The organism is Bradyrhizobium sp. Leo78, assembly GCF_059512425.1.
The window spans coordinates 72,955-99,562 of record NZ_JCAMOT010000032.1 but is presented as its reverse complement, the minus strand read 5'-3'; the positions used below and the strand labels follow the sequence as shown (position 1 = coordinate 99,562).

The following is a 26,608-nucleotide window of genomic DNA, read 5'->3' as shown; positions in this document are numbered from 1 at the left end:
CGTCCGTGATGCGCGTGCTCGTCAGTCACACCCATCACGTCCACCGCATCTCACCGCAACGTTCGTGACGATCGCGATCCGCCCCTCATTCGCCGTGAGACGCGCGGAGTTAAATCACTGATTTGCCCGACGACGGAAGCAGAATGTTTTTTCCGCAAGGGCTGGACAGGCTTTGGCTGATTTGCCCGTCGTGTTGATTTGTCGCACCTACTGCTTCCACTTCGTCATTGCGAGCGCAGCGAAGCAATCCATAGCGCCACACGCGGAGGCATGGATGCTTCGCTGCGCTCGCAATGACGGGTATTGTCATCGCTTCTTCCACCCGCCTCTTTTCCCCGGCGCGCCGCCGCTCGATCGTGGCGACGGGCCGAACTCCGGGCCGGACTGCCGCGAGTCGGTTGGCTGGATGATCCGGCTGGTACTGCCGAACGGCTTTGCTGGCTTCGCACCAGGATTCGGGCGGAAGGGTAGGGACTCCGGGCCGTGCATTTCGTCGAGATGGGGCTTGTGGACTTTTGATCCGGAGCTGCCGCCGGCCTTGATCGCCGACGACACGCTTTTCTTCTTCATTGCGCTCACCGGCAAATTGGCGGCGTCGCCGTATTTCCTGGTGCCGGCGTAGGCGCCGGCCTTGCCTTGCACGGTGCGCTGCTTGACGGTGGGATCGTCGACGACGGCCATTTCGGTGGCGCGCAGACGCTTGACCTCGTCGCGCAGGCGCGCGGCTTCCTCGAAGTTCAGGTCGGCGGCGGCTTCGCGCATCCTTGTCTCGAGGTCGGCGAGCACCGCCTCGAAATTGTGGCCAATCGAGATCACGTCCTCGGTGACGCTGCCGTCGCGGATATCGACCAGCACATGGTCGCGCTCGTAGACGGAGTTGAGGATGTCGCCGATCGACTTCTTCACGCTCGCCGGCGTAATGCCGTTGGCGGCGTTGTATTCCATCTGCTTTTCGCGGCGGCGGTTGGTCTCCGCAATTGCGCGCTCCATCGAGCCGGTCATGCTGTCGGCATAGAGAATCACCTTGCCGTCGACGTTGCGCGCGGCGCGGCCGATGGTCTGGATCAGCGAGGTCTCGCTGCGCAGGAACCCTTCCTTGTCGGCGTCGAGGATCGCGACCAGCGCGCATTCGGGAATGTCGAGACCCTCGCGGAGCAGGTTGATGCCAACAAGCGCGTCGAACGCGCCGAGGCGGAGGTCGCGGATGATCTCGATGCGCTCGATGGTGTCGATGTCACTGTGCATGTAGCGCACGCGGATGCCCTGCTCATGCAGATATTCGGTGAGGTCCTCCGCCATGCGTTTGGTCAGCACGGTGATCAGCGAGCGATAGCCCGCCGCTGCCGTTGCGCGAACCTCGCCGACGAGGTCGTCGACTTGCGTGCGTGCGGGACGGATGTCGACTGGCGGATCGATCAGGCCCGTGGGGCGGATCACCTGCTCGACGAACACGCCGCCGCTCTCGTTGAGCTCCCAGCCGCTGGGCGTGGCCGACACCGCGACCGTCTGCGGCCGCATCATGTCCCACTCCTCAAACCGCAAGGGTCGGTTGTCCATGCAGGAGGGCAGGCGGAAGCCGTATTCGGCCAGCGTTGCCTTGCGGCGGAAGTCGCCGCGGAACATGGCGCCGATCTGCGGGATCGAGACGTGGCTCTCGTCGGCGAACACAAGCGCGTTGTCGGGCACATATTCGAACAGCGTCGGCGGCGGCTCGCCGGGACGGCGTCCGGTGAGATAGCGCGAATAGTTCTCGATGCCGGCGCAGCTCCCGGTCGCTTCCATCATCTCGAGATCGAAGGTGGTGCGCTGCTCAAGCCGCTGCGCTTCCAGCAGCCTGCCCTGGTCGTTGAGCTGGTCGAGCCGCTGCTTCAGCTCCATCTTGATCGACTTGATCGCCTGCACCAGCGTCGGCCGCGGCGTCACATAGTGCGAGTTGGCGTAGATCTTGATGAATTCGAGCTCGTCCTGCTTGTGGCCGGTGAGCGGATCGAACTCCTCGATATTCTCGACGACGTCGCCGAACAGGTTCACGCGCCAGGCGCGGTCCTCATAGTGCGCCGGGAAGATGTCGATGACGTCGCCGCGGACGCGGAAGGTGCCGCGGGTGAAATCGGCCGAGGTGCGCTTGTACTGCAGCGCGACGAGGTCGGCGATCAATTGCCGCTGGTCGATGCGCTCGCCCTTCTTCAGCGCGAACGTCATCGCGGTATAGGTTTCGACCGAGCCGATACCGTAGATGCAGGAGACCGAGGCGACGATGATGACGTCGTCGCGCTCGAGCAGCGCGCGCGTCGCGGCGTGGCGCATGCGGTCGATCTGCTCGTTGATCGAGGAATCCTTCTCGATATAGGTGTCGGTCCGCGGCACATAGGCCTCGGGCTGGTAGTAGTCGTAGTAGGAGACGAAGTATTCGACCGCGTTGTCCGGGAAGAAGTTCTTGAACTCGCCATAGAGCTGCGCGGCGAGCGTCTTGTTCGGCGCCAGGATCAGGGCAGGGCGCTGCGTCGCCTCGATCACCTTGGCCATGGTGTAAGTCTTGCCCGAGCCGGTGACGCCGAGCAGCACCTGGGTACGGTCGTTGCGGCCGATGCCTTCGACCAGTTCCGCGATGGCGGTCGGCTGGTCGCCCTTCGGCTGATAGTCGGACTTGATCTCGAAGCGGACGCCGCCCTCGGACTTTTCCGGGCGCGGCGGACGGTGCGGGGTCCACACCCGCATCGAGCCGTCGTCTTTCCGGAACTCGGGACGGCCGTCGCGGATCAGGTTCTCGAGCGCCTCGGCGGTCGCCTTGACCCCGAGTGCCTCCATCTTGTTGCGCGGCGGGCGGGCAAGCGCCTCCTCATCGTCCTCAGCGGTGGGCAGGCCGAGCTGTCGCGCCAGCTCTGGATCGAGCGTGGGCACCGTCGCCGCGGTGCCGTAGTTGGCCTGGGGCGCCTCGTCGAAGCCGCCGCCTCCATGCTGGTCCGCCGGAGCCAGGCGATCGCTCGGAAATTCCTTCGGCGTCGAGGCGCGCGCGCGGTGCGCTGCGGCCTCGCCGCCGGCGCGGCGGTCGCGTGAATTGTCCGGTGGCGGCTGCAGGCCCGTGGACGAGCCGATGCCGCTTTCGCCGCGGTTGATGGCGGGGTTCAAGAGTTCGGCGAGCGCCGGCGCGATCGGGAGAACGTCGGGCCGATGCGCTTTTGACTTGGGGGATTTGCCGGGCTTTTTGGGGGTATCAGGTTTCTTCGCCATGGGGCGAATATGGGACTGAAACCGCCGCCATGAAAGGGCGAATGCGGGTGCGCGGTCGCTCTGTCAGCAGGTGTCAGCAGGGGCGAAATGGCGGAGATTTTCGACGCGGCGGTTGCCTCTTCGCCTCTCCCGCTTGCGGGAGAGGCCGGATTGGGAGCGTAGCGACCAATCCGGGTGAGGGCTGTTTCCGCTTGTTAAGTCCAATGCTGTGTGACCGCGTCAGCGTGCGGTGTCGGTCACCGCATTCGCGGAGGCGCCCCTCACCCGGCGCTGCGCGCCGACCTCTCCTCGCGAAGGGCGGGGCGAGGTGAAGCGAGCCGTCAGCAGGCGGGCGAGGTCTTCTCGACGATGTTGAGATGAATCGCGCCGCAGCCTGTGCAGCGCATCGCCCAGTATTCGGCCCTACCGGGAATGACGCGGAGCAGGGCGAGCTCGGCCTTGCATTCCGGGCAATTGTTCAGGAACGGCCGCGCGGGCGGAGGTGACGGCGCCGGCTCGGCTTCGCAGCGCGGCGCGACCACGGCGGTGCCGATTATCGCGAAGTCGGCGACGGTTCGGTTGAGATCACCCCATAGCGCCGGCCGTAGCGATCGATCTGCGCTTTCGCGTGGGCGATCGCCGCATCCCGATCGGACCACGCAAAGCCGAGCTCGAGTGTCGGAAACGAGATGCCATCGATGACGACCGGCTCGCGATCGGCTCGTTGAATCCTGGCGTGCCATAGCCCCTTCCCTGCCTCAAATGAGTTGATCTCAAAGGCGCCGTAAATCATGCCTGCGATCCCAGGTTTTTCCCGCGGGGGACCAAAGCACGCCCTGGGCGGCGAACTTTGTGAACTGGATCACACTGCGCAAGAATCTTTCGTTACAGGCGCGCGGACCGGTGCGGAAGTGGCGTGACGAGCTCACTCCCTCCGGTAAGGCGCGCAAATGTATCGCTCCGTTGATGTGCAGACTCGGGAAAAGCTCGGCGCGGTTGGTGAATGCCATGCAACAACTCGTTCGCAATCATCTTCGGTGTGAGAGCGACCAGGAGAACTCTGACCTTGGACATGGCGTTTTCCATCAACGCGACCAGGGGGTCGTCAAATATAAATGCAACCAATAATTGTTTATTATTGCCAGTCTTGGTCGCGCTGTCCAGCCGTCAGGGCTGCGACAATGTGATCATTACCTGCTCGTCTCGTCCCTCACGAGGGATCGCTGCCCCTTGGCCCGCGTGGCGGGCTCAGCCGCGGCGCGGATGATCCAGCGGCGGAAGGCGGCAAAGTCGCGCTGACCGGTGCGGAAGCCGTGATAGACGAGATACCAGCGCATGCCCTTCGGCACGCTCAGCTCGAACGGCGCGACCAGCCGCCCCGCGGCGAGGTCGTCGTCGATATAGGGACGGATTCCCATCGCGACGCCAAGGCCGTCGACGGCCGCCTGCAGCGCCTGACCGTAAAATTCGAACTCAGGCCCGCGCGCCGTGACCCTGGCAATGCTCGCGGCCTTCAGCCATTTCGGCCAATCGTCGGGCGAGTGCGCGACGCGGAGCAGGCTTCTCCCCTTCAGGTCGCTCGCGCGCTTGAGCTGGCTCGCCAGCCGCGGCGCGCACACCGGGAGGAGATCGGCGGCGAACAGCGGCTCGGCCACCAGCCCAGGCCAGTCGCCGTCCCCGAGCTTGATGCCGCAGCTCCAGTCGTCGCTGAACGGCTCCGGCGCCGCGGCGCCCCCGGTGGTGATGCGGACCTCGATCTCGGGCTCTTGCTTCTGGAAATCGGCAAGCCGCGGGATCAGCCATTTCATCGCAAACGTCGGCCCGACGCCGATAGTCAGGACACGGACGCTCGCGGGCGAGGTCACCTGTGCCGTCAGGCTCGCCAGCGCATCGAAGATCGGCGTCAATCCGCTCTGGTAGAAGCGGCCGGCCGTCGTGGTGACGAGGCGATTGGCCTTGCGCTCGAACAGCGCCACCCCGAGCCGTTCCTCCAACAGATGCACCATGCGGCTGATCGCGGCCGCCGTGACGTTGAGCTCGGCGCCCGCGGCGGCAAAGCTGCCGGTGCGCGCCGCCGCCTCGAATGCCTTGATGCCGTTGAGAAAGAGCAGCCGCCGCAAGCCTGTTACCCTCAGGAAAACTGATGCCAGGAGGAGATAACTCAGTTTGCGCGCCGTGTCCAAGCGGGGCACAACAATGATCGTTACGCTTCAGGTTGAATCGGCGGCTCGCTTCACCTCGCCCCGCTTGCGGGGAGAGGTCGGATCGCAGATGCGATCCGGGTGAGGGGGAGTCTCCGCGCATCCGTCTGTCACCGTCTTCGCGGAGAGAGCCCCTCACCCCAACCCTCTCCCCGTAAGAACGGGGAGAGGGAGAGGAAACAGTTTGCCGCGTATCGATCCGAGTTCGCCTCAGTGGAGATTTTCGTGAGCCCGCTTGTGACTGCAGCCCTTGGCGTGCTGATGGTCGCGACGGCATTCCTGTCGGGGCTGTTTGGCATGGCCGGCGGGCTGATCCTGATCGGCGTGCTGCTCACCATCCTGCCGCTGCCCTCGGCGATGGTGCTGCATGCGATCACGCAGATGGCCAGTAACGGCTGGCGCGCCTTGCTGTGGCGGGCGCATATCCGCTGGCGGCCGGTCGCGGTCTACCTGATCGGCTGCGGCGTGGCGCTGGCGATCTGGTCGGCGGCGCGCTACGTGCCGGACAAGCCGATCGCGCTGCTCCTGCTTGGCGTCACGCCCTTCATGGCACGGCTGATGCCGAAGGGAATAAAGCCGAACCCCGACAGCATCTGGCAAGGCAGCTTCTACGGCTCGGTCTGCATGGGGCTGATGCTGATGACCGGCGTCTCCGGCCCGCTGATGGACACCTTCTTTCTCGGCGGCAATTTCGGCCGCCGCGAAGTGGTCGCGACCAAGGCGACCTGCCAGGTGGCGAGCCATTTCACCAAGCTGATCTATTTCGGCGGCATCATCGACCAGGCCGCGACGCTCGATCCGGTGTTGGCGGGCGTGGCTGTCGCGGCCTCGATGCTCGGCACCACGCTGGCGCGGCGAATCCTGGAAGCGATGAGCGACACGCAATTTCGCACCTGGGCGAACCGGCTGATCACGACGGTTGCAAGCTACTACATCCTCTATGGCGGCTGGCTGCTCGTCGCGCGTAACAGCGCGATGGCGCATTGACGGAGGAAGTCCGATGGCGGAGGCGACGGATGCGTTGGTGCTCGATCTCGTCGAATGGATCGCGCGCGAGCCGCGGCCTTATGCCGAGGTGATCGAGACCTGGCGCACCTCGTGCCCACGGCTGACGATCTGGGAAGACGCCGTCGACCGCGGCTATGTCATGCGCCGCCCGACAGTCGAGGGTTTGCGGGTGGTGGTCACCGAAACTGGCGAACGATTCCTGCGCGAGCACGGCCGCGCTGGCTGAGCTGGCTTGGTGCCGCACAACAGCGCAGTGGCAAACGCTCTACCTGGCGAGGTGCGGGCGGATGATCTCGATCATGCGGTCGGCCGAGGTGCCCGGCGGGAAGAAGCCGAGATAGCCGCCATCGCGATCCATCAGATAGATGAACGCGGTGTGGTCGACAGTGTAGTTGTCTTTCCCAAGCGGCACCTTGGCGCTGTAGACCTTGTAGGCGTCCGCTGTCTTGCGGATCGCATCAAGGCTTCCGGTCAATCCGATCAGGCGCGGATGAAACAGCGGCACGTATTCCGCCAGATGCTGCGGCGTGTCGCGTTCGGGATCGACGGTGATGAACAGGGGTTGCACCTTGTCGGCATCATTGCCGAGCCGGTCCATAGCAAGCCCGATCGCCTGCAGATCGGTGGGGCAGACATCGGGGCAATAAGTAAAGCCGAAATAGACCAGCATCAGCTTCCCGCGGAAATCGCGCTCGGTGCGGATATGGCCGGTGTGGTCGACAAGCTCGAACGGACCGCCGACCGGCTCCCGGTTCCACATCAGGATGTCCATGATCTCAGCCGCCGATCGCGCCGGCGCATCGCCCGCGCAGGCAGGCGCCAGCATCAGCCACAGGCCGATGCCGACGCTGCTGATGACGCGCAGGATCATGCCCCGAAGGAGAGGCGGCTGCCCGTCGTGGTGACCAGCACCTTGTCGCCCATCTGCGCGCTTGCCTCCTGGACGAAGTTCAGCCCGCTGCAATGCATGGGCACTACGACATCAGGCTCGAGTTTCTTCATCTCGGCCACGACCTCGGTGAGGTAGTCCTTCGGCGCCGGTCCGAGATGGAAGCCGCCGACGACGGCGTGCACCTTCTGGATCCCTGAGACCTCCTGCGCCTGCTTCACCGAATTGACGATGCCGACATGGCCGCAGGAGCTGATCACCACCAGCCCCTTGTCTTTCACGTTGAAGCAGGTCGCATGCTCGTGGATGTGCTCGTCCGGGACGATCTTGCCGTCCATCTCGGCCGGCAAATAGTGGCCGGCGTTGCAGCCGAGCCCATCCTTCATGCCGAACTCGACCCAGGTCTGCGGCAGGATACGCTCGATGCTGCGTCGCGTGATCTTGCCCGTCGTGAACGCATGGCCGGCGATCACGGTCGGCGTTTCGCAGAGAACGGTCGTGACGTTATGCGCCGCAAGCTCGCGGCGGTCGAGCGTGCCGAAATCGGCGAACTGGCCCTTGGTCGGCGTCGCGTTGACGCGATGGCAGAAATTGTCCTCGCCGCCGGCGTAGAGCTTCACGTCCGCCGGAAGCTTGCCGCGATATTTATCCAGAAAGCCGATCAGGCCGCCGAAATGATCGTAGTGCCCGTGGCTGACGATCAGCGCGTCGAGCTTCGCCGGCTCGACGCCCACCAGCTCCATATTGTTGATGAGCACGTCGGGCGTGTAGCCGTAGTCCAGCATCAGCGTGCGCTGGGTGTCTGCGGCCTGAGATTCCAGCCACAGCGACAGGCCCCATTCATTGTGCAGCGACTTGCGGAAGTCGGCGCTTCGTGCCGGCGGCGCGATCGATACGCCGTTTGCCTGTTTCGGGCGGAAGAACATGTCGTAGCTGCTGTCGACCAGTACGCGGATCGACAGTCTGTCGACGGTCGGCACCTCGATCGGCGCTGCACTCGCGATCTCGACGCAGGAAAATCCGCCGGCAGCCGCGATGCCGGCGAGCGCGGCTGAACCTTTCAGAAAATCACGTCGTGGCAAATCTCTCGTCATTGAATCCTCCCAGACGACATTCTGGCTGCAAAGAGCGCTCAAGCGTAGGACCGAGGCGAGCCCGCCTCAATCGCGCGGCGGTGCACCCGCCGATCAAATTCGCGCGCATGGCGTCAAGAAGCGGATTGACTTGGCACCGGTTCTGCGAGATTCATGCATTCGCATCTTTCTCGGATGCGCGTTCCATCCAAGCCGCAGGATCATGCCCATGATCGACCTCCATTACTGGACCACGCCGAACGGCCACAAGATCACGATGTTCCTCGAGGAGACTGGGCTCGACTACAAGATCATCCCGGTCAACATCGGCAAGGGCGAGCAGTTCACGTCGGAATTCCTGGAGATCGCGCCCAACAACCGGATTCCTGCGATCGTCGACCATGCGCCGAAGGGCGGCAGCAACCCGATCTCGCTGTTCGAGTCCGGCGCGATCCTGCTCTATCTCGCCGAGAAGACCGGCAAGTTCCTGCCCGCCGATCTCTATGGCCGCTATGATGCGATCCAATGGACGTTCTGGCAGATGGCCGGCCTCGGGCCGATGGCGGGGCAGAACCATCACTTCCGCAACTATGCGCAAGAGAAGCTGCAATATGCCATCGACCGCTATGTGAACGAGACCAACCGGCTCTATGGCGTGCTCAACAAGCGCCTCGCGGACCGCGAATTCGTCGCCGGCGACTATTCGATCGCCGACATGGCGAGCTATCCCTGGGTCGTCGGCTACCAGAACCAGGGCCAGAACATCGACGATTTCCCGCATCTGAAGCGCTGGCTGGAAACGATCCGGGAGCGGCCCGCCACGGTGCGCGCCTATGCCAAGGCGAAAGAGGTCAATCCGAATTTCGGCCAGCCCGCGATCCGCACCGAGGAGGAGCGCAAGATCCTGTTCGGCCAGACCGCGGCGGTGGTGCGGTAGCGCTGTTGTTGCCGTCATTGCGAGCGCAGCGAAGCAATCCATGTCGCCGCGTGCGGAAGCGTGGATTGCTTCGTCGCTTGCGCTCCTCGCAATGACGGCTAGTCTGACGGCCGACATCAGCGGGATTGATCCATGGCCATGAAACTGTTCGAACTCGTCGGCACGGACACGTCCCGTCCGTTCAGCCCGTATTGCTGGCGCATACGGATGGCGCTGGCGCACAAGGGGCTTGGCGCCGAGTCGATCCCCTGGTGCTTCACGCACAAAGAAGCGATCGCGCCGCACAAGTCCGACAAGGTGCCGGTGCTGCTCGACGGTGACACCACGGTGACCGATTCCTGGGCGATCGCCAATTATCTCGAGGACACCTATGCCGACCGTCCCTCGCTGTTCGGCGGCGAGGGCGGGCGCGCCATGGGGCGGATGCTGAACTGGTGGGGCGATGTCACTGTGGTCGGCGGCATCTTCCCGCTGATCGTCGCCGATATCCCCGCGCATCTTGCGCCTGACGACGTCGCCTATTTCCGTAGGACGCGCGAGGCGCGGCTCGGCAAGTCGCTGGAAGAGGCCGCTGCGACCCGCGACCACGCGGTCGAAGGCTTCCGTAGGAGTCTCGATCCGCTGCGGCTGACGCTGCGGACCCAGGCCTATCTCGGCGGCGACAGGCCGAACTATGCCGACTACATCGTGTTCGGCGGCTTCCAGTGGGCACGCGTGGTGAGCCCTTTCAAGCTGCTGGTCGAGAACGATCCGGTCTACGCCTGGCGCGAGCGCCTGCTCGACGCCTTCGACGGCATGGCGCGGAAGTCGCCGGGATACGAGGTGTAGAGTTCACCGTCATTGCGAGGAGCGAAGCGACGAAGCAATCCATGTCTTCACGCGCGGAGAGATGGATTGCTTCGCTGCGCTCGCAATGACGAGTGCTACAGCGCGCCGCGTTCGCGCAGCATCGCCAGCGCCGCGTTGAGGTCTGGCAGCACCGCGGCGCATTTGGCGCGCGTTTCCTCGGTTGGGGGGATCATGTCCGGCACCATCAGCGTGATCGCACCGGCGGCGTGGGCCGCGGTCACGCCATGGTTGGAATCCTCGATCGCGACGCAGGCTTGTGGCTTTACGCGGAGCCGTTGCGCAGCCAAGAGATACAGATCCGGGCTCGGCTTGCAGTGCGTGACGTCGTCCCGCGTCAGGATAGTGTCAAAGCGCGCGCGGATTCCTGCGAGCGTGAGGTGCTGGTCGGCAGAGCGGCGCGAGGAGGAGGTCACGATCGCCATCGGACATTGCGCGGACCGAAGCGCGTCGAGCAGCTCGACGGCGCCGGCCTTCAGCGGCAACCCTGCGCGAAGCATTTCGTCACGGTTGGCGGCGAAAGCCTTGTTGATCTCGGCGAGCGGGAAATCATCGCCGTAGCGCCTCACCAGCATCAGCTCGCATTCCGGTCCGGGGAGGCCGATCATGGCATGACAGAGGGTGACGACATCGTCGGTATAGCCACGCACGTTCAGCGCCGCGACCAGGCTGTCGAAATAGACCTTCTCGGTATCGAGCAGCGTTCCGTCCATGTCGAGCAGGACAGCGCTGATGTCCCAGCGGCTCGTCACGTTGCGGCCGCATCGGTTTGCCGCCTCGCGAGCGCGCGCAGGCAATCCGGGCACAGGCAGTCGCCGCCATCATGGGGCGGCATCGGCAAACGGTAGGGTTCCGCCCCGCACCAGCATTCGCCCGACAGGCTGCAGGTGAAGGCGCTGCCGCAGCGTCTGCAGGAAAGCTGACGCGGGATGCTTTCTTTCCGATTTGTCATGTAACCGGCCGCTCTCCTATTGCGGAATTAATCCGTGGTTCATCCGCATGCGCGCTATGATGTTGCGCTTCTTTGTTTGAGCATGATCTTTTCGGAAAACCGGTTCCCACTTTTCCGGATCATGCAAATCATAGACCGAGGACGCCCGAAGGGAAATCCGATGGCCCGCGATTCGCAAGCAGCCCTTGTTGCGCTCAATCGCTTCGGCTTCGGCGCCCGCGGCGGCGCTTCCGGCGATTTCGTCAACGCGGCATCCGATCCGCGCGGCTTTGTCAAATCAGAACTCAATCGCGCCAATGCCGCGCTCCTGGAGATGCCCGGGCTTTCCTCGACGCCGGCGCTCGGCAAGGCCCTGTTCGACTATCAGTTCGAGATTCAGCAGGCGCGCGACGCCGTCGCAAAATCGGGAGCAGCAACGGAAGCGCCGCCAACGGAACCCAAAGCGCAGCGCCGCAATCCGTCGATATCCTCGATCGCCACGGACATGACGGCCAAGGAGTCGATGGCATCATCCGCCGACGGCAATAACGTGAATGCCGCGATGGCGCGGCCGGATGCGATGCAGCCCAATCCGCCGAAGCCTCCGCCGCAACCGCCCAATGTCATTCAGAAGACGTTTCGCACTGAAGCGCTGGCGCGCATCCAGCGCGCGAGCTTCGCCGATTGCGGATTCGTCGAGCGCCTGGTCGTGTTCTGGTCGAACCATTTCTGCATCTCCGCCAATAAGGGCGGTCTGGCGCGGATCTGGGCTGGCTCGTTCGAGCGCGAGGCGATCCGGCCGCATGTGCTCGGCCGCTTCGCCGACATGCTGATGGCGGTCGAGCAGCATCCGGCGATGCTGTTCTTCCTCGACAACCAGCAATCCTTGGGTCCGGACTCGCGCGCCGGCATCAACCGCAACCGCGGCCTCAACGAAAACCTCGCGCGCGAGATCATGGAGTTGCACACACTCGGCGTCGGCGGCGGCTATACCCAGGACGACGTCACCGCGCTCGCGCGCGTCATCACGGGCTGGACCTTTGCCGGCCGGCAGGGCCAGCTCGGTCCGCCCGGTACCTTTGTGTTCAACGCCAATGCGCATCAGCCCGGCGCGCAGCGCGTAATGGGCAAGGTCTACGAGCAGAGTGGCGTGGCGCAGGGCGAGGCCGTGCTCGCCGATATCGCCCGCCATCCTTCGACGGCAAAATTCATCACCACCAAATTCGCGCGCCACTTCGTGGCCGACGATCCGCCGCCGGCCCTGGTGGCGCGACTGCAGGATGTCTTCGGAAGGACCGACGGCGATCTGAAGGCGCTCGCGACCGCGCTGGTGGATTCCAGTGAGGCGTGGGACGCGCCGCTGACCAAGATGCGCTCGCCTTACGAATTCCTGATCGCCTCCGGCCGGCTGCTCGGGCGCAATCCCGAAGATCCCTCCCGCTATCTGGGCGGCCTCAACGTCCTTGGTCAGCCAATGTGGTCGCCCGCCGGGCCGAACGGTTTTCCCGATACCAGCGCGGCATGGGCCGCGCCTGAAGGCATGAAGCTGCGGCTCGATATCTCGGCGCAGATCGCCTCGCGCCTTGGCGACGGCATCGACCCGCGCGAGCTGCTCGATCTCGTCGCCGCGGATGCCGCCTCGCCGGACACGCGGCGCACCGTCGAGCGCGCGGAATCGCGGCAGCAGGCGCTGGCGCTGCTGTTGATGTCGCCGGAATTCCAGAGGAGGTGACGATGCAATGCTGTGAAGGGCTGCGATCACAGGCCACCTCGCGCCGCTCTCTGCTGCTTGGCGGCGCTGCGTTCGCCGCCTGGGCGTACTTGCCGAAATTTGCGCGCGCGGCTGACGGAGGCGATCCGCGGCTGGTCGTGGTGATCCTGCGCGGTGCGCTGGATGGCCTTGCGACAGTGGCGCCGATCGGCGACCCTGAATACGCCGGCCTGCATGGCTCGATCGCGCTCCGGCCGGACGGCCCGAACGCAGCCGTCATGCTCGACACCTTTTTCGGCCTGCATCCGGCGATGCCGGAATTCGCGCGGATGTATCGCGCCAAACAGGCTGCAGTGATCCATGCGGTCGCGACCTCCTACCGCGAGCGTTCGCATTTCGATGGCCAGGACGTGCTCGAGAGCGGCTTTGCCGGTCCGGGCAGAGTGCAATCCGGCTGGCTCAATCGCGCGCTCGAAGCGCTGCCGAAAGGCGAGCGCGTGACGCGCGCGCTCGCGGTCGGCCCGACGACGCCGCTGGTGCTGCGCGGCGCGGCGCCGACCGTCGGCTGGGCGCCAGTCGCGCTGCCGCAGGCCGATGACGACACCGCGATGCGCCTGCTCGAGCTGTATCAGCATCGCGATCCCGCGCTCGCCTTGGCGCTCACGCAGGGCTTGCAGCTCGAGAAAGTCGCGAAAGGCGACGAGATGAAGCCGAAGCCCGGCACCAATGGCATCGGTGCGATGCGGCTGGTGGCGCGCGGCGCGGCGAAACTGATGGCGGCCGATGACGGGCCGCGGATCGGCGCGCTCGCCTTCGATGGCTGGGATACCCACGCCAAGGAGGGCGGGCCGGTCGGCCGTCTCGCGCAACTGCTTGGCGGCCTCGATGGCGCGCTGGCGGAATTCGAAGGCGGGCTTGGCGACCGCTGGCGCGATACCGTGATCGTGGTTGCCACCGAATTCGGCCGCACTGCGCGCATCAACGGCACCGAAGGCACCGACCACGGCACAGGCACCATTGCGCTGCTCGCCGGCGGCGCGGTGAAGGGCGGACGCGTGATCTCGGATTGGCCCGGCCTGAAACCCGCCGATCTCTATCAAGGCCGCGACCTCGCGCCGACCACCGATTTGCGCGCCGTCATGAAAGGCGTACTGCACGACCAGTTCGGCCTCGCCGAGCGCGTGCTGGCGGAGAGCGTGTTTCCCGACAGCCGCGCCGCCAAGCCAATGCAGGGGTTGGTGGCGGTGGTATAAACCTCTCCCCGCCTTTTGCGGGGAGAGGTCGGAGGCGGCGCGCAGCACCGACTCCGGGTGAGGGGCAGGGCGATGCGTGGCCGCAATGAAAAAATGATCCGAATCGCGAGGTGCTTACGCGCCGATCAAATGGATGCGGAAACAGTGCTCTGGAATCGGCTTCGCAATCGTCAACTGGACGGCCATAAGTTTGCCAGACAGGTTCCGATCGGAGGCTATGTCTGCGACTTCGTTTGTCGTGAGAAGCAGGTCGTTATTGAAGTCGACGGAGGTCAGCACACAACGAGTCCGCGGCGGACGAAATCCGCAACCGTCGGCTCGTCGCCGATGGATACAAGGTACTGCGATTTTGGAACAATGACGTGCTCAGCAATATCGAGGGCGTCTTGATCACAATTCAGGCCGAACTTCGCGGAGAGAGCCCCTCACCCCACCCTCTCCCCGTGAGGGACGGGGAGAGGGAGTGAGAGAGTCCCGCTTACCCCTTCGTAATCTCGTCGATCTGCGCGAGCTCTTCCACGCTCAAATTCCAGTCGATCGCCTTGACGTTCTGCTCGACCTGCTCGACGCGGGTGGCGCCGGCGATCACGCTCGAGACTTGCGGGCGGGCGGCGAGCCACGAGAAGGCGAGCTCCAGCAACGTGTGGCCGCGCTCCCTGGCGAAGGCCTGGAGCTTGTCGACGATGTCCTCGTTGCGCGGCGTGACATAGCGGTCGCGCAGCATCGGCACCTTGCCAAAGCGCGTGTCCGCTGGCGCCACTGCGCCGCGCTGATACTTGCCGGTCAGCAGGCCGCTCGCGAGCGGGAAGAACGGCAACAGGCCCAGATTGTATTCCTGCGCCGCTGGCAGCAGGTCCTTTTCGATATCGCGCACCAAAAGGCTGTATTCGTCCTGGCAGGAGACGAAGCGGTTCACGTTCATCGCACGCGCGACATATTCGGCTTCGGCGATGCGCCAGGACGGGAAGTTCGAATTGCCGATGTAACGCACCTTGCCCTGCCGTACGAGATCGTCGAGCGCGCGCAGGGATTCATCGATCGGGGTCAGCGGGTCGTAATCATGCTGCTGGTAGAGATCGATGTAGTCGGTCTTCAAACGCTTCAAGCTCGCTTCGACCGCCGACATGATGTAGCGCCGCGAGGCACCCTGCTTGGTGCCGTCGGTCGCCATCGGCTTGGAATATTTTGTCGCCAGCACGATGTCCTTGCGGCGATCGCCGAGCACGGTGCCGAGCACCGTCTCCGAGCCGCCCATGCCGGCATAGATGTCGGCGGTGTCGAACAGGGTGATGCCGAGGTCGAGCGCGCGGTGGATCACCTGACGCGAGGTTTCGAGATCGGTGCGCTGGCCGAAATTGTTGCAGCCGAGGCCGACGGCGGAAACGCGTAAGCCCGAGCCGCCGAGATTGCGAATTTGCATGGAGCGATCCGAAAATTGGAGGAAAGAGAATGTATTGTGGCCCGCACGCCAGTTCCTCGCAAGGCGGCGGCGGGCTCGCACATCATCGTCGGCTGCAGTGCAGCCATGAGCGGATGTCGCGCAAAAAAAGCGGCCCCGGTCAGACGCGGCGACTGACGGGGACCGCTCGGGGGGCGTGTGATCCGAGACGGGGGGCCTGATCAAACGCGTAAGAAAGCCTAGCCGTGCTTTGTTACGCGCGGGTGACAGGCAAGTTATCCACAGCCGGCGGCGTGGCTCGCTTAATTCATGCTATTCGGCGGCGCGCAAAGCCGGGCCAAGGGCGCGACCGATGCCGCGGAGGGAGCGATAGTAGTCGGCCTTGGCCGGATCGTCGGTGCTGCGCACCAGATCGGTCACCGGCGTGTAGCTCAGCATGCGGCCGCCGTCGGGCAGCGCCGTGCAACTGAAGCGCAGCACCTGGCCATCGGCGAGGTTGATGTTGATCGGGGTGGAATCGCCGATCCGCATCATCTCGATGCGTCGCGCGATGAAGTCGTTCAATTCGTGCTTCGGCAATTCGTAGGCGCCGGTGTCGCGGCCATGATACATCAGCGCGATGAACGGCGGTTTGCTTTCGGCTTGCTCGTCGGCAAGCGCGAAATAGTCGCGGAAAGCGCGATTGATGAACTCCGCCCGCGTGTCCGAATCCAACAGCACGATGCCGATGTCGACCCGGTCGAGCGCGGCCTTCAGGCGCTCGGCAGTGGCATGATGCTTCTGCTCCCAGGCGAAGGCATCGATCCATTTTCGCCTGAGCAGACCGGTGATGACGGCTGTGACAATGGCGGTCGCCGCCAGCATCGCCATCCGCGCCAGGTCCGACAGGTCGTAGCCTGGCGTGGCGCGATGGTTGAGGAAGAAGATCGCCGAGCCCGCCACCGCGATGGCCGCACTCACGAGTCCCGACGCGATGCCGCCGATGGAACTTGCCAGCGCGACGATGCAAACGAACAAGGGCGCCGGATTCGGCACGGCGGCGAAATGTCTGTCGACGGCGAAGGCGGATAGCGCTGTCGCCATCGTCAGGGCAGGGCCCAGGATCGTGCGCCAGTTCAACTGCATGTTTGCGCCTCGTTACAACCGACGATAGGCGCGCAGTTTGACGACGGATTTCGCTTGCGGCGGGATTTTGCGCGTCACGCTTAAGAGCGGTTTGATGGCGCGCGCCAAGCTTTCGCATTGTTGGAGTCAAATGCTATGCGAATTGCGTCAAACCAGTTCCGTGGCATGGAGCGCTCAAGAAGATCTGCTCGGTCATGCTGTGGCGGACCATTGCAAGAGGATATCGATGCCCACGATTTCGCCGACCATCCTGCCGATCCTGATGCTGTTTGCCTCCAACGTCTTTATGACTTTTGCGTGGTACGGGCATTTGAAGTTCAAGGCGAGCCCGCTGCCGGTGGTGATCATGGTGAGCTGGGGCATCGCCTTCTTTGAGTATTGGCTCGCCGTGCCAGCCAACCGCTGGGGCAGCGCGGTCTATTCGGCGGCGCAGCTCAAGACCATGCAGGAGGTGATCACGCTGGTCGTGTTCGCGGGCTTTTCGGTGCTCTATCTCAAGGAGCCGCTCGGCTGGAACCACGCACTCGGCTTTGCGCTGATCGCCGCCGGCGCGTTCCTGATCTTCCATAGGTTCACGTGATGGGTTGCGGCACTGTTTTGAGTGGAGAGGGAATCCCTGCCGCTCCAAGCGGAACCATCTCGCGCTACTTCGCGGCGCGAGGCAGGACCCGCACCACCGGCGCACCATCCTCGCCACGGGTGCTGGTGACGATCAACAGCGAGGCCGCGAGCAGGATCGCGACGGTCAGTCCAACTGTTACCAGTCCAACAGGTGTCTTCAACATGCTCTGGTCGCGATCTCAGTCATCGCGCCTTGCGTTGGTGACGATTGTAGAAGAGGAAACCACCGGATCAGGTCGAAAGCGGCATCGCCATCGTGACCTCGACACACAGTGACAACGCGCCGATCGTGACCGAAATGGCGATTGCGCTCGCCAGTCGGGACGGGACTGCTGGCGCGGGGCGGCTCTTGGAGCCGGCCGTGCCGGGCGACCATGTCATGGTCAAAATCCTCGCATGCGCGGGCGAATCACCCGCGTTGTCTGGCCCGAGGATTCGCAATCGTCGCCGGCAATATTGCGGCGGTGACCGTGAGAAAAATGGCAGAACCACGGCATAGCGCGAGGTTTTACCCGTAATTCTACGGGCTATGCCCGCAATTCCCGCTATTCAGCCCCTGCCGCGATGCCGGTGGCGTCGTCGAATTCGGCCTCCGGCCGCCAGTCCATCGCGACGAAGCCGGGGACCTGCTCGACCCGCCTGAGCCAGGCACGGATCGCCGGAAAGGTGGCGAGGTCGAAATCGCAGCGGTCAGCGAGGTGGGTGTAGCCGTAGAGTGCGATGTCAGCGACCGTGAGCTGGTCGGCGGCGAAGAAGCGCGCGATCTTGAGATGGTTCTCCATCACCTGCAGCGCGGCATAGCCCCGCTCCATCCAATCCTCCAGCGCATGGGTCTGGAGGTCGCGGCCGCCTTTCACGAGCGATAGCCAGAAATAGGCCGCGCCGATATTGGGCTCCAGCGCATGCTGTTCGAAGAACATCCATTGCAGCGCCTCGGCCCGCTCGATCTTCGACTCCGGCGCGAGCGGCGTGCCGCCGGCGACATACCAGAGGATGGCGTTGGATTCGGCGAGATAGCGGCCGTTCTCGACTTCGAGCAGCGGCACCTGGCCGCTCGGGTTCTTCGCCAGAAACTCCGGCGTGCGGCTCTCGCCGCGCAGGATGTCGACCTCGATGGCCTCATAGGGCGTATTGAGCAGCGCCAGCGCAAGGCGAACCTTGTAGCTGTTGCCGGAGCGCTGCATCGAATAGAGCTTGTACATCTTGCCCGAGTTCACCAATCGAAGCGCGTGAGCGGCAGTTGGCGCCGCAAACGCAACCCCACAATGATGCCGATGGGGGTGCGTCGCAAGAGCTGCGGGATGGAAAAAGTCGAAAACCGCTCCCGCAACGCACGCGTGCAGAATGATTCCATTGGCGCAGCAATGATCACGCCTCTGCTATCAGGTGATGGCAGCGGGTCTGATCGAGGGTCCGCCACGTGAGGCTGCGGCAAAAGTGCCGAGGAAACCCCGCTTTTCGCTTGCCGCTGCACCGCAACAGTCCTAGAAACGAGGTCGCGCTGTTGTTGCGCTTTTCCCAACATAATCCGGAGACGATGATGTCCTTCCTGTCCGCTGCGCTTGACCGTGTGAAGCCGTCCGCGACGATTGCGGTCACGGATAAAGCACGCGCGCTGAAAGCGGCGGGCCGCAATGTCATCGGGCTGGGCGCCGGTGAGCCGGATTTCGATACGCCGGCCAACATCAAGCTGGCGGCCATCCATGCGATCGAGGCCGGCAAGACCAAGTACACCGATGTCGGCGGCATTCCCGAGCTGAAGGAGGCGATCATCGCCAAGTTCGAGCGGGAGAACGGCCTCACCTACAAGCCGAACCAGGTGATCGTCGGCACCGGCGGCAAGCAGGTGCTCTACAACGCGCTGATGGCGACCATCAATCCGGGCGACGAGGTCATCATTCCCGCGCCCTATTGGGTGAGCTATCCGGAAATGGTTGCGCTCGCGGGCGGTGAATCGGTGCCGGTGGTGTGCACGGCCGAGCGCGGCTTCAAGCTCAGCGCGGAGGATCTTGAAAAGGCGATCACGCCGAAGACCAAATGGATCATCCTCAACTCGCCGTCGAACCCGACCGGCGCCGCCTATACGCGCGCCGAGCTGAAGGCGATCACCGACGTGCTGGTGAAGCATCCGCATGTCTGGGTGATGACCGACGACATGTACGAGCACCTAGTCTATGACGACTTCGTCTTCACTACGCCAGCGCAGATCGAGCCGAAACTCTACGACCGCACGCTGACGGTGAACGGCGTCTCCAAGGCCTATTGCATGACCGGCTGGCGCATCGGCTATGCCGGCGGGCCTGCGCAGCTCATCAAGGCGATGGCGACGATCCAGTCGCAGTCGACCTCGAACCCGTCGTCGATCTCGCAGTGGGCCGCCGTCGAAGCGCTCAACGGCCCGCAGGAGTTCATTCCCGTGAACAACAAGGTGTTCAAGGAACGGCGCGACCTCGTGGTTTCGATGCTGAACCAGGCGGCCGGCATCGACTGCCCGCGGCCGGAAGGCGCGTTCTACGTCTATCCGTCCTGCGCCGGCACGATCGGCAAGACATCGCCTGGCGGCAAGGTGATCGAGAACGACGAGGACTTCGTCACCGAGCTCCTGGAGAGCGAGGGCGTCGCGGTCGTGCATGGTTCGGCCTTCGGCCTCGGCCCGGCATTCCGCATCTCCTATGCCACCAAGACCTCCGATCTCGAAGATGCCTGCAAGCGCATCCAGCGCTTCTGCGGCAATCTGCGATAGTTCGATCGGTCGAGCGAGAATGAGAGGCCCGCGCAAGCGGGCCTTTTTCGTGTTCGCACGCTCTCTCTCCGCCGTCATTGCGAGGAGCGTAGCGACGAAGCAATCCATATCGCCATTTGTGGAGGCATGGATTGCTCGGCTGCGCTGAGAAGAAAGTGAGTTCCAAGCCGCTGGCCATGGTCCGCGCCGTCATTCCGGGGCACGCGTAGCGTGAGCCCGGAATCCATCTCACCGCAGACTACGGCGCCCGATGGATTCCGGGCTCGTCCTTCGGACGCCCCGGAATGACAGCGGTGATGGGCGCGTCTCTGCGCATCAGTAACGCTCCGCTGCTTTCATCGATCCGGGTCGGCTTCGCAGGCCGGTCCGAAACTCGCAATGACGGCGGGCTGATCTGACTTCGTATCGTGCGTCCTGAAGATGACCGGTCGCCGCAACTTGGTTGTGTCGCCAATCTGGTACTGCCTTGAGGCTTGTGGCATAGACGGACACGCGCCGCGGGCGGGCGCGGTCCATCGTCTCACCTCACGTCAGATTTTTTCAGCCGGAGATATCTTCATGCGTCGCTGCGTCTTTCGCGCGGGCACGGCCATCGTCATGCTCGCATCCCTCATCGCCGGCGCCAGCGCGCAGCAGCCAGAGCGCGTGCGGGTTGGCGTTCTGGAATGCCGCGGCGGCGCCAGCGTCGGCTTCATCGTGGGGTCGGTCACTCATCTCGGCTGCGTGCTGCGCGCCGAGGGCGTACCGGAGGACCGCTATATCGCGACGATCCAGAAGGTGGGCCTCGATATCGGCATCACCGAGGAGACGGCGCTGGCCTGGGGCGTCTACGCGCCAGTCTCGCGCATCGGGCCCGGTGACCTCTCCGGCAATTATGCGGGTGCGCAGGGCAGCGCGACGCTCGGCGTCGGTGTCGGCGGCAACGTGCTGGTCGGCGGCTCCAACAATTCGATCGCGCTGCAGCCGCTGAGCCTGCAGGGCCAGGTCGGCCTCAACGTCGCCGCCGGCCTAGCGAGCCTGGAACTCCGGCCGGGACGCTAATACAAGCGTGGGCAAAGCGTAGCGACCACCATCCAACCCATGCGTGAGCAGTGCCAGTTGACGCGCCCTCTCCCCTTGTTGTGGGAGAGGGCAGCTCAGGCGCGGGCCACCAACACGTTTGGGTGAGGGGTCCTCTCCACGAGCACTGTCGCCCGCGGAGACAACCCCTCATCCGTCGCGCATTGCATGCGCGACACCTTCTCCCACAAGGGGAGAAGGGAAGGAGTCGTGCACGCTTCATTGCATTACATCGCAACGCAGCGACGTTTTGGCGCGTGTTCCCGCTTGCCAAACGCCCGCGACGGGCGGAGCATTGTTGATTGCCGACCCAATCAAGGGCCGAGCTCCAGACGAGGAGACGGCAATATGGGACAAGACGTCAGAAGTCCCCGAGGTCCACGGTGCATCGCACTGGTGGGCCCTTTCCAAAGCGGTAAGACCACACTACTCGAAGCGATCTTGGCGCGAACCGGTGCGATCCGGACAGCCGGCAGTGTCGATGCCGGAACTTCCGTTGGCGATGCCAGTGCGGAAGCGCGCAATCACAAGATGAGCGTCGGTCTTACCGCCGCCACGACGGCCTTCATGGGCGACAGTTACACCTTCCTCGATTGTCCCGGCTCGGTCGAATTCGCGCACGACATGCGCATGGCGCTTCCCGCGGTCGATGCCGCGGTCGTGGTCTGCGAGGCCGACGAGAAGAAGCTGCCGCAATTGCAGCTCATCCTGCGCGAATTGGAAGAGCTCGCCATTCCCCGTTTCCTGTTCCTGAACAAGATCGATCGCGCCAACAATCGCGTCCGCGAGACGCTCGCGACGCTGCAGCCGGCCTCGCGCGTGCCGCTGGTGCTCAGGCAAATTCCGATATGGAACGGCGATCTGATCGAGGGTTTCGTCGATCTGGCGCTGGAACGCGCCTTCGTCTATCGCGAGCACAAGCCGTCGGAGGTGGTCGCGCTGGAAGGCGGCAATCTCGATCGCGAGAAGGAAGCGCGCTTCTCGATGCTGGAGAAGCTCGCCGACCATGACGACGCGCTGATGGAGCAGTTGCTCGAGGACATCCAGCCGCCGCGCGATGCCGTGTTCGACGATCTCGCCCGCGAACTGCGCGAAGGCGTGATCTGCCCGGTGCTGCTCGGCTCGGCGCTGCGCGAGAATGGCGTGCTGCGCCTGCTGAAGGCGCTGCGCCATGAATCGCCCGGTATCGCCGACACCGCCAAGCGCCTTGGCGCCCCCGAAACCAAGGATGCGCTCGCCTACGTGTTCAAGACGGTGCATTTGCAGCACGGTGGCAAACTGTCGCTGGCGCGGCTGCTCGCCGGCCGTCTCGACGACGGCGCGACGCTGACGTCCTCGTCCGGCGAGACTGGCCGCGTTTCCGGTATCCTCGCCGCTGGCGGCGCGTTTGACACCAAGCGCGCCTCCGCGGAAGCCGGCGATACGGTTGCGCTCGGCAAGATCGACGCGATCAAGACCGGCGACACCGTGGCGAGCGGCAAGACCGCGCCGCCCTCGCTGGTGAAGGTCGAGCCGACCTCGCCGGTGCTCGCGATGTCGGTCGCGGCAACCGACCGCAAGGACGACGTCAAGCTCGGGCAGGCGCTGCTGCGGCTGAACGAGGAGGATCCGTCGCTGACCCAGATCCAGAACGCACGCACGCACGATACCGTGCTGTGGGGGCAGGGCGAGATGCATCTGCGCGTCGCGGTGGAACGGTTGCGTGACCGCTTCGGCGTCAACGTCAAATCGCACCCACCTGCGATCGGGTATCAGGAGACCATCCGGAAACCGATCACCCAGCGCGGCCGGCACAAGAAGCAGTCCGGCGGCCACGGTCAGTTCGGCGACGTGGTGCTCGAGGTAAAGCCCTTGCCGCGCGGTTCCGGCTTCAGCTTCGAGGAGACCGTGGTCGGCGGTGCAGTGCCGCGGAACTATATCGGCGCGGTCGAAGAAGGCGTGGTCGACGGCCTGCAGAAGGGGCCGCTCGGCTTTCCCGTGGTCGACGTCCATGTGTGCCTGACTGACGGTTCCTACCACAGCGTCGACTCCTCCGATCTCGCGTTCCGCACCGCAGCGCGGATCGGTGTCAGCGAGGCGCTGCCGAACTGTCATCCGGTGCTGTTGGAACCGATCCACATGGTCGAAATCGTCTGCCCGACCGACGCCACCGCCAAGATCAACGCGATCCTGTCGGCGCGGCGGGGCCAGATCCTCGGTTTCGACACCCGCGAGGGCTGGGCGGGCTGGGACTGCGTCCGCGCCACCATGCCGGAAGCCGAAATCGGCGACCTGATCGTGGAACTCCGCTCGGCCACCGCCGGCGCCGGCAGCTTCACCCGGCAGTTCGATCACATGGCTGAAGTGACCGGCCGGACCGCCGATCAAATTATTGCGGCGCATCGCGTGGCGGCATAAGTGTTGCTAGGATCATGGCCCCGGATCGAGGGTCATGATCCCCGCATCGCCATGGACGTTGTCGATCTCTCCTTGAAAATGCGGCGGCTGACGCAATGGCTGGACGGCCGTTGTCAGCCCTACCGCCTCGTGCGCCGGCAGTTCGACGGTCCGCCGTTCGGTCACTGCTACGTGACCATCGATCCCGAACGTCAGGCGCCCTTTCCATCCGCCAATCTCAACCGCGTCTATCTCTGCGGCGCTGATCCCGCGATGGCGGATGATGCGGTCCCGCGCTTCATCGATCTATTCACGGCTGAGGGTGTGAAGCGCTTCTTCGTCTGGTTGAGCCCGGGTCCCGATATGGACGTGATGCGGGCGCGGCTCGAGGCGGGCGGCCTGTCGCGCGCGCGTCGCACCGGATATCCGACCTTGTGGCGCACGGCCTGTTCGCCGCTTCATTTCACGACCGATCTTGGCATCCGCGAAGTGACCACCGACGAGATCGACGCCGCGCGCGATCAGCTCGGCGACACGCTGTGGCCGGAATATGCGCGCTCGGCCGGCCGCAGGGGCTTCGTTCACTACATGGCCTTCGACGGCGATCAGCCGGTGGCGATCGCCGCGCTCTGCCTGTTCGAGGACATCGGCTATCTCCTGGCCGCGACCACAGCCGAAAGCCATCGCAAGCGCGGCGCGCAGCAGGCGCTGATAGCGAAGCGGGTCGAACGCGCCGAGCAGATGGGCTGCAGAGTGCAGGTCTCCGAGACCATGTACATGCTGGAACATTCGTACCGTAATCTGCTGCGCGCCGGCTTCACCGAAGCCTACGAGAAAGAGGTCTACGAGTGGACGGCGTGACGCATGCTTGACTCGCGCCGTAACATGACGCTGGCCTGTGCGCTGAGCGCGCTCGCCGGTTATCTTGACGGCATCGGTTATCTGCATCTCGGGGGCCTGTTCGTCTCCTTCATGAGCGGCAATTCGACGCGTCTCGGCGTCAACCTGACCGAGGCGAACTGGTTCGCGGCGGCGCAAACCATCGGCATCATCGTGACCTTCGTGTTCGGCGCGGCGGCGGGCAGCCTGATCGTGCTTGCGCGCGGCGGCCGTCGCCAGACCTGGCTGTTGCTGACGGAAGCGCTGCTGCTCGTCGGCGCCGCGCTCGCCTACACATTCGGCTGGCCGACGGCCGCGGTCGGCGGCATCGTGTTCGCGATGGGGCTGGAGAATGCGATGTTTCAGATCCGCGGCGGCGCCGGCCTCGGCCTCACCTATGTCACCGGCGCGCTGGTCAAGGCTGGCCAACTCCTTGGGGCGGCGCTGACCGGCGGCCCGCGCTGGGCCTGGCTGCCGAACCTCCTGCTATGGGCGGCACTGGTGCTGGGGTCGACCGTCGGCGCGCTCGCTTATCTCCACCTCAATCTGTCCGCGGTCTGGTTCGCCGCTGGCGCCGCCGTCGTGCTTACGGCGTTCGTCGCGGTGCGGGATAAGTGAATGTTGACAGTCCGCATTGCTTGTCCGATTGGACTGCAATGACCGCACCGACCAAAGCCCGCGCCGCATGCCTGATCGGATGGCCGGCCGCGCATTCGCGCTCGCCGCTGATCCATCACTACTGGCTGAGGAAGCTCGGCATCGAGGGCGGCTACAACATCGAAGCGATCCCGCCGGAAGGCTTTGCCGAGTTCGTGTTGCATCTCGCGTTCCACGGCTTCGTCGGCGCCAATGTCACGATCCCGCACAAGGAGCGCGCGCTGGCGCTGTCGCTGCCTGACGAGCGCGCCCGCGCGGTCGGCGCCGCCAACACGCTGTGGTACGAAGCCGGCGAGCTGCGCTCGACCAACACCGACGTCGAAGGCTTCATCAACAATCTCGACGCCTCGGCGCCCGGCTGGGATCAGGCGACGGAGGCGCTGGTGCTCGGCGCCGGCGGCGCGGCGCGCGCCGTGGTGTTCGGATTGCTTGATCGCGGCATGCAGCGCATTCATCTCGTCAATCGCAGCATCGAGCGCGCCCGCGCGCTTGCCGATCAGTTCGGTTCTCGCGTCGAGCCGGCTAGCTGGGATGCGCTTGCCGATCTGTTGCCGCGCGCAGGGCTGCTCGTGAACACCACCTCACTCGGCATGCACGGCCAGCCGGCGCTCGCGCTCGACGTCGGCTTGCTGCCGTCAAATGCTGTTGTTGCCGACCTCGTCTATGTTCCACTGAAGACGCCGCTGCTTGCAGCCGCCGAGGGGCGCGGATTGAAGACGGCCGACGGGCTGGGCATGCTCCTGCACCAGGCGGTGCGCGGCTTCGAACTGTGGTTCGGCCAGCGCCCGCAAGTGACGCCGGAACTGCGTGCGCTGGTCGAGGACGATCTCACAAAGGCTTGAGGGCAGGAAATATCGCCGCGAAAGCGGGGTCTCTGTAGAGATGATCCACCCGGAGCTCTCGCTATGCCTCCCTACCGTTCCACGCTCACCCGCCCGCTGTTTGCCGTCGCCATGGTTGCGGCATCAACCCTTTATGCGATCGCGCAGCAGCCGCCGGTGTCGTCGCGCCTGCGCGGCACCATCGAAAGCGTCGACGGCGACACAGTCACGGTCAAGTCGCGCAGCGGTGAAGACGTCAAGCTGCATTTGACCAGCGACGCGCGCGTTGCCGGCATCGCCAAGATCGCACTATCCGACATCAAGGTCGGTTCCTTCATCGGCGCTACGACCGTGCCGGGTTCCGACGGCACGCCGAAAGCGGTGGAGGTTCACGTCTTCCCGGAGGACATGCGCGGCACCGGCGAGGGCTCGCGGCCCTGGGACACGCGCCCCAACAGCAGCATGACCAATGCGACGGTCGCCGAATCCGTGGTCAGCAATGACGGCCAAACGCTGCTCGTCAAATACAAGGACGGCGAGAAGAAGATGCTGGTCTCGCCCGATACGCCTGTCGTGACCTACGTCCCCGGCGACAAGTCCGAGCTCAAGGCTGGCGCCAAGATCATCGCATTCACCAAAAAGTCGCCGGACGGCTCGCTCGAGACCAACCGCATCAGCGTCGGCCGCGACGGCATCACACCGCCGATGTAAGTGCGGGTTGCTGTCTCCCCTTCTGGGAGAAGGTGGCGCGCATGAAATGCGCGATGGATGAGGGGTTCTCTCTGCGGGCGGCGGCACTCGCGGAGAGAACCCCTTACCCCGAACGCGCTCGTTGCCGATGCCGGAGCTGCCCTCTCCCACAGGGGGCG

Annotated in this window: 28 protein-coding genes; 16 read left to right on the top strand and 12 right to left on the bottom strand. The window is 64.6% G+C overall.

What is annotated here, in order from left to right; all coding sequences use genetic code 11:
* Positions 1–306: 306 nt before the first annotated feature.
* The 4 genes from uvrB to AC5ZG1_RS31460 form a co-directional block, all read right to left on the bottom strand.
* Positions 307–3,231 carry an excinuclease ABC subunit UvrB gene (gene uvrB / locus AC5ZG1_RS31475; RefSeq protein WP_496135113.1) on the bottom strand — a complete coding sequence of 975 codons (2,925 nt, stop codon included), beginning with the start codon at positions 3,229–3,231 and terminating at the stop codon, positions 307–309.
* 320 nt (positions 3,232–3,551) lie between these two features.
* Entirely contained in the window at positions 3,552–3,752 is a 201-nt protein-coding gene (locus AC5ZG1_RS31470) for a hypothetical protein (RefSeq protein ID WP_456643913.1), read from the bottom strand.
* An 11-nt stretch (positions 3,753–3,763) separates the two neighbouring features.
* Positions 3,764–4,003, bottom strand: coding sequence for a hypothetical protein (locus tag AC5ZG1_RS31465; RefSeq protein ID WP_035690096.1), 240 nt, complete (start codon positions 4,001–4,003; stop codon positions 3,764–3,766).
* Between the two features lie 397 nt (positions 4,004–4,400).
* Entirely contained in the window at positions 4,401–5,330 is a 930-nt protein-coding gene (locus tag AC5ZG1_RS31460) for a LysR substrate-binding domain-containing protein (protein ID WP_496135112.1), read from the bottom strand.
* Between the two features lie 342 nt (positions 5,331–5,672).
* Between AC5ZG1_RS31460 and AC5ZG1_RS31455 the strand changes: the two genes are divergently transcribed.
* Complete coding sequence (locus AC5ZG1_RS31455) at positions 5,673–6,398, top strand: TSUP family transporter (RefSeq protein ID WP_496135118.1); 726 nt, start codon at positions 5,673–5,675, stop codon at positions 6,396–6,398.
* A 13-nt stretch (positions 6,399–6,411) separates the two neighbouring features.
* The gene (locus AC5ZG1_RS31450) at positions 6,412–6,645 is read left to right on the top strand and encodes a hypothetical protein (RefSeq protein ID WP_028163877.1); all 234 of its coding nucleotides are present in this window, start codon (positions 6,412–6,414) and stop codon (positions 6,643–6,645) included.
* Between the two features lie 39 nt (positions 6,646–6,684).
* Here AC5ZG1_RS31450 and AC5ZG1_RS31445 read toward each other — a convergent pair whose 3' ends face one another.
* On the bottom strand, positions 6,685–7,290 hold the full coding sequence (locus AC5ZG1_RS31445) for an SCO family protein (RefSeq protein WP_496135111.1): 606 nt from the start codon (positions 7,288–7,290) through the stop codon (positions 6,685–6,687).
* Complete coding sequence (locus AC5ZG1_RS31440; protein ID WP_496135110.1) at positions 7,287–8,402, bottom strand: MBL fold metallo-hydrolase; 1,116 nt, start codon at positions 8,400–8,402, stop codon at positions 7,287–7,289. The genes AC5ZG1_RS31445 and AC5ZG1_RS31440 overlap by 4 nt, the downstream gene beginning before the upstream one ends.
* 208 nt (positions 8,403–8,610) lie before the next feature.
* On the opposite strand from AC5ZG1_RS31440, the gene AC5ZG1_RS31435 reads away from it, so the two are divergent.
* Together AC5ZG1_RS31435 and AC5ZG1_RS31430 are read left to right on the top strand one after the other, a co-directional pair.
* On the top strand, positions 8,611–9,318 hold the full coding sequence (locus tag AC5ZG1_RS31435; RefSeq protein ID WP_496135109.1) for a glutathione binding-like protein: 708 nt from the start codon (positions 8,611–8,613) through the stop codon (positions 9,316–9,318).
* A gap of 132 nt (positions 9,319–9,450) precedes the next feature.
* Positions 9,451–10,146, top strand: coding sequence for a glutathione S-transferase family protein (locus AC5ZG1_RS31430; protein ID WP_496135108.1), 696 nt, complete (start codon positions 9,451–9,453; stop codon positions 10,144–10,146).
* Positions 10,147–10,241: 95 nt separating this feature from the next.
* Here the strand turns inward: AC5ZG1_RS31430 and AC5ZG1_RS31425 are convergent, their stop codons facing one another.
* Entirely contained in the window at positions 10,242–10,916 is a 675-nt protein-coding gene (locus tag AC5ZG1_RS31425; RefSeq protein WP_496135107.1) for an HAD family hydrolase, read from the bottom strand.
* A 360-nt stretch (positions 10,917–11,276) separates the two neighbouring features.
* Here AC5ZG1_RS31425 and AC5ZG1_RS31420 point away from each other — a divergent pair, with 360 nt between their 5' ends.
* The 4 genes from AC5ZG1_RS31420 (at position 11,277) to AC5ZG1_RS31405 (ending at position 14,526) form a co-directional block, all read left to right on the top strand.
* On the top strand, positions 11,277–12,827 hold the full coding sequence (locus tag AC5ZG1_RS31420; protein ID WP_496135106.1) for a DUF1800 domain-containing protein: 1,551 nt from the start codon (positions 11,277–11,279) through the stop codon (positions 12,825–12,827).
* A gap of 2 nt (positions 12,828–12,829) precedes the next feature.
* Complete coding sequence (locus AC5ZG1_RS31415) at positions 12,830–14,059, top strand: DUF1501 domain-containing protein (RefSeq protein WP_456643904.1); 1,230 nt, start codon at positions 12,830–12,832, stop codon at positions 14,057–14,059.
* Positions 14,060–14,131: 72 nt separating this feature from the next.
* Positions 14,132–14,449: an endonuclease domain-containing protein gene (locus AC5ZG1_RS31410; RefSeq protein WP_456643903.1), complete on the top strand. Its 318-nt coding sequence runs from the start codon at positions 14,132–14,134 to the stop codon at positions 14,447–14,449.
* Positions 14,401–14,526, top strand: a complete 126-nt coding sequence (locus AC5ZG1_RS31405; protein WP_456643925.1) for a PDDEXK family nuclease — start codon at positions 14,401–14,403, stop codon at positions 14,524–14,526. The genes AC5ZG1_RS31410 and AC5ZG1_RS31405 overlap by 49 nt, the downstream gene beginning before the upstream one ends.
* A gap of 11 nt (positions 14,527–14,537) precedes the next feature.
* Here AC5ZG1_RS31405 and AC5ZG1_RS31400 read toward each other — a convergent pair whose 3' ends face one another.
* The gene (locus AC5ZG1_RS31400; protein ID WP_456643902.1) at positions 14,538–15,479 is read right to left on the bottom strand and encodes an aldo/keto reductase; all 942 of its coding nucleotides are present in this window, start codon (positions 15,477–15,479) and stop codon (positions 14,538–14,540) included.
* Between the two features lie 291 nt (positions 15,480–15,770).
* Complete coding sequence (locus AC5ZG1_RS31395) at positions 15,771–16,583, bottom strand: PAS-domain containing protein (RefSeq protein ID WP_456643901.1); 813 nt, start codon at positions 16,581–16,583, stop codon at positions 15,771–15,773.
* A gap of 226 nt (positions 16,584–16,809) precedes the next feature.
* Between AC5ZG1_RS31395 and AC5ZG1_RS31390 the strand changes: the two genes are divergently transcribed.
* The gene (locus tag AC5ZG1_RS31390) at positions 16,810–17,163 is read left to right on the top strand and encodes a DMT family protein (RefSeq protein WP_028163867.1); all 354 of its coding nucleotides are present in this window, start codon (positions 16,810–16,812) and stop codon (positions 17,161–17,163) included.
* A gap of 64 nt (positions 17,164–17,227) precedes the next feature.
* On the opposite strand, the gene AC5ZG1_RS31385 is transcribed toward AC5ZG1_RS31390, so the two are convergent.
* The 3 genes from AC5ZG1_RS31385 to AC5ZG1_RS31375 all read right to left on the bottom strand — a co-directional run bounded on the left by AC5ZG1_RS31385 (position 17,228) and on the right by AC5ZG1_RS31375 (position 18,406).
* On the bottom strand, positions 17,228–17,368 hold the full coding sequence (locus AC5ZG1_RS31385; protein WP_165435374.1) for a hypothetical protein: 141 nt from the start codon (positions 17,366–17,368) through the stop codon (positions 17,228–17,230).
* A gap of 67 nt (positions 17,369–17,435) precedes the next feature.
* A complete protein-coding gene (locus tag AC5ZG1_RS31380) occupies positions 17,436–17,585 on the bottom strand; it encodes a hypothetical protein (RefSeq protein WP_165435373.1) in 150 nt (49 codons plus the stop codon).
* Positions 17,586–17,749: 164 nt separating this feature from the next.
* The gene (locus tag AC5ZG1_RS31375; RefSeq protein WP_496135117.1) at positions 17,750–18,406 is read right to left on the bottom strand and encodes a glutathione S-transferase family protein; all 657 of its coding nucleotides are present in this window, start codon (positions 18,404–18,406) and stop codon (positions 17,750–17,752) included.
* Between the two features lie 338 nt (positions 18,407–18,744).
* Here AC5ZG1_RS31375 and AC5ZG1_RS31370 point away from each other — a divergent pair, with 338 nt between their 5' ends.
* The 7 genes from AC5ZG1_RS31370 to AC5ZG1_RS31340 all read left to right on the top strand — a co-directional run bounded on the left by AC5ZG1_RS31370 (position 18,745) and on the right by AC5ZG1_RS31340 (position 26,450).
* Positions 18,745–19,947: a pyridoxal phosphate-dependent aminotransferase gene (locus tag AC5ZG1_RS31370; protein WP_130227929.1), complete on the top strand. Its 1,203-nt coding sequence runs from the start codon at positions 18,745–18,747 to the stop codon at positions 19,945–19,947.
* A gap of 558 nt (positions 19,948–20,505) precedes the next feature.
* Complete coding sequence (locus tag AC5ZG1_RS31365) at positions 20,506–20,988, top strand: DUF992 domain-containing protein (RefSeq protein WP_496135105.1); 483 nt, start codon at positions 20,506–20,508, stop codon at positions 20,986–20,988.
* Positions 20,989–21,354: 366 nt separating this feature from the next.
* Complete coding sequence (locus tag AC5ZG1_RS31360; RefSeq protein ID WP_496135104.1) at positions 21,355–23,403, top strand: elongation factor G; 2,049 nt, start codon at positions 21,355–21,357, stop codon at positions 23,401–23,403.
* A 51-nt stretch (positions 23,404–23,454) separates the two neighbouring features.
* Positions 23,455–24,243, top strand: a complete 789-nt coding sequence (locus AC5ZG1_RS31355; protein ID WP_496135103.1) for a GNAT family N-acetyltransferase — start codon at positions 23,455–23,457, stop codon at positions 24,241–24,243.
* A 3-nt stretch (positions 24,244–24,246) separates the two neighbouring features.
* A complete protein-coding gene (locus tag AC5ZG1_RS31350) occupies positions 24,247–24,879 on the top strand; it encodes a YoaK family protein (RefSeq protein ID WP_028163861.1) in 633 nt (210 codons plus the stop codon).
* Positions 24,880–24,917: 38 nt separating this feature from the next.
* The gene (locus AC5ZG1_RS31345; RefSeq protein WP_496135102.1) at positions 24,918–25,760 is read left to right on the top strand and encodes a shikimate dehydrogenase; all 843 of its coding nucleotides are present in this window, start codon (positions 24,918–24,920) and stop codon (positions 25,758–25,760) included.
* 111 nt (positions 25,761–25,871) lie between these two features.
* Positions 25,872–26,450 carry a hypothetical protein gene (locus AC5ZG1_RS31340; RefSeq protein WP_496135116.1) on the top strand — a complete coding sequence of 193 codons (579 nt, stop codon included), beginning with the start codon at positions 25,872–25,874 and terminating at the stop codon, positions 26,448–26,450.
* The last annotated feature ends 158 nt before the right edge of the window (positions 26,451–26,608 follow it).

Bases quoted from the DNA above. Each gene is read 5' to 3' on its own strand.
- uvrB (WP_496135113.1), bottom strand. From the start codon at position 3,231: ATGGCGAAGAAACCTGATACCCCCAAAAAGCCCGGCAAATCCCCCAAG.
- AC5ZG1_RS31445 (WP_496135111.1), bottom strand. From the start codon at position 7,290: ATGATCCTGCGCGTCATCAGCAGCGTCGGCATCGGCCTGTGGCTGATG.
- AC5ZG1_RS31370 (WP_130227929.1), top strand. From the start codon at position 18,745: ATGTCCTTCCTGTCCGCTGCGCTTGACCGTGTGAAGCCGTCCGCGACG.
- AC5ZG1_RS31340 (WP_496135116.1), top strand. From the start codon at position 25,872: ATGGTTGCGGCATCAACCCTTTATGCGATCGCGCAGCAGCCGCCGGTG.
- AC5ZG1_RS31415 (WP_456643904.1), top strand. From the start codon at position 12,830: ATGCAATGCTGTGAAGGGCTGCGATCACAGGCCACCTCGCGCCGCTCT.
- AC5ZG1_RS31380 (WP_165435373.1), bottom strand. From the start codon at position 17,585: ATGACATGGTCGCCCGGCACGGCCGGCTCCAAGAGCCGCCCCGCGCCA.
- AC5ZG1_RS31385 (WP_165435374.1), bottom strand. From the start codon at position 17,368: ATGTTGAAGACACCTGTTGGACTGGTAACAGTTGGACTGACCGTCGCG.
- AC5ZG1_RS31345 (WP_496135102.1), top strand. From the start codon at position 24,918: ATGACCGCACCGACCAAAGCCCGCGCCGCATGCCTGATCGGATGGCCG.
- AC5ZG1_RS31375 (WP_496135117.1), bottom strand. From the start codon at position 18,406: ATGTACAAGCTCTATTCGATGCAGCGCTCCGGCAACAGCTACAAGGTT.
- AC5ZG1_RS31410 (WP_456643903.1), top strand. From the start codon at position 14,132: ATGCGTGGCCGCAATGAAAAAATGATCCGAATCGCGAGGTGCTTACGC.
- AC5ZG1_RS31440 (WP_496135110.1), bottom strand. From the start codon at position 8,402: ATGACGAGAGATTTGCCACGACGTGATTTTCTGAAAGGTTCAGCCGCG.
- AC5ZG1_RS31390 (WP_028163867.1), top strand. From the start codon at position 16,810: ATGCCCACGATTTCGCCGACCATCCTGCCGATCCTGATGCTGTTTGCC.
- AC5ZG1_RS31395 (WP_456643901.1), bottom strand. From the start codon at position 16,583: ATGCAGTTGAACTGGCGCACGATCCTGGGCCCTGCCCTGACGATGGCG.
- AC5ZG1_RS31430 (WP_496135108.1), top strand. From the start codon at position 9,451: ATGGCCATGAAACTGTTCGAACTCGTCGGCACGGACACGTCCCGTCCG.
- AC5ZG1_RS31350 (WP_028163861.1), top strand. From the start codon at position 24,247: ATGCTTGACTCGCGCCGTAACATGACGCTGGCCTGTGCGCTGAGCGCG.
- AC5ZG1_RS31435 (WP_496135109.1), top strand. From the start codon at position 8,611: ATGATCGACCTCCATTACTGGACCACGCCGAACGGCCACAAGATCACG.
- AC5ZG1_RS31450 (WP_028163877.1), top strand. From the start codon at position 6,412: ATGGCGGAGGCGACGGATGCGTTGGTGCTCGATCTCGTCGAATGGATC.
- AC5ZG1_RS31455 (WP_496135118.1), top strand. From the start codon at position 5,673: ATGGTCGCGACGGCATTCCTGTCGGGGCTGTTTGGCATGGCCGGCGGG.
- AC5ZG1_RS31420 (WP_496135106.1), top strand. From the start codon at position 11,277: ATGGCCCGCGATTCGCAAGCAGCCCTTGTTGCGCTCAATCGCTTCGGC.
- AC5ZG1_RS31355 (WP_496135103.1), top strand. From the start codon at position 23,455: ATGGACGTTGTCGATCTCTCCTTGAAAATGCGGCGGCTGACGCAATGG.
- AC5ZG1_RS31360 (WP_496135104.1), top strand. From the start codon at position 21,355: ATGGGACAAGACGTCAGAAGTCCCCGAGGTCCACGGTGCATCGCACTG.
- AC5ZG1_RS31400 (WP_456643902.1), bottom strand. From the start codon at position 15,479: ATGCAAATTCGCAATCTCGGCGGCTCGGGCTTACGCGTTTCCGCCGTC.
- AC5ZG1_RS31365 (WP_496135105.1), top strand. From the start codon at position 20,506: ATGCGTCGCTGCGTCTTTCGCGCGGGCACGGCCATCGTCATGCTCGCA.
- AC5ZG1_RS31465 (WP_035690096.1), bottom strand. From the start codon at position 4,003: ATGATTTACGGCGCCTTTGAGATCAACTCATTTGAGGCAGGGAAGGGG.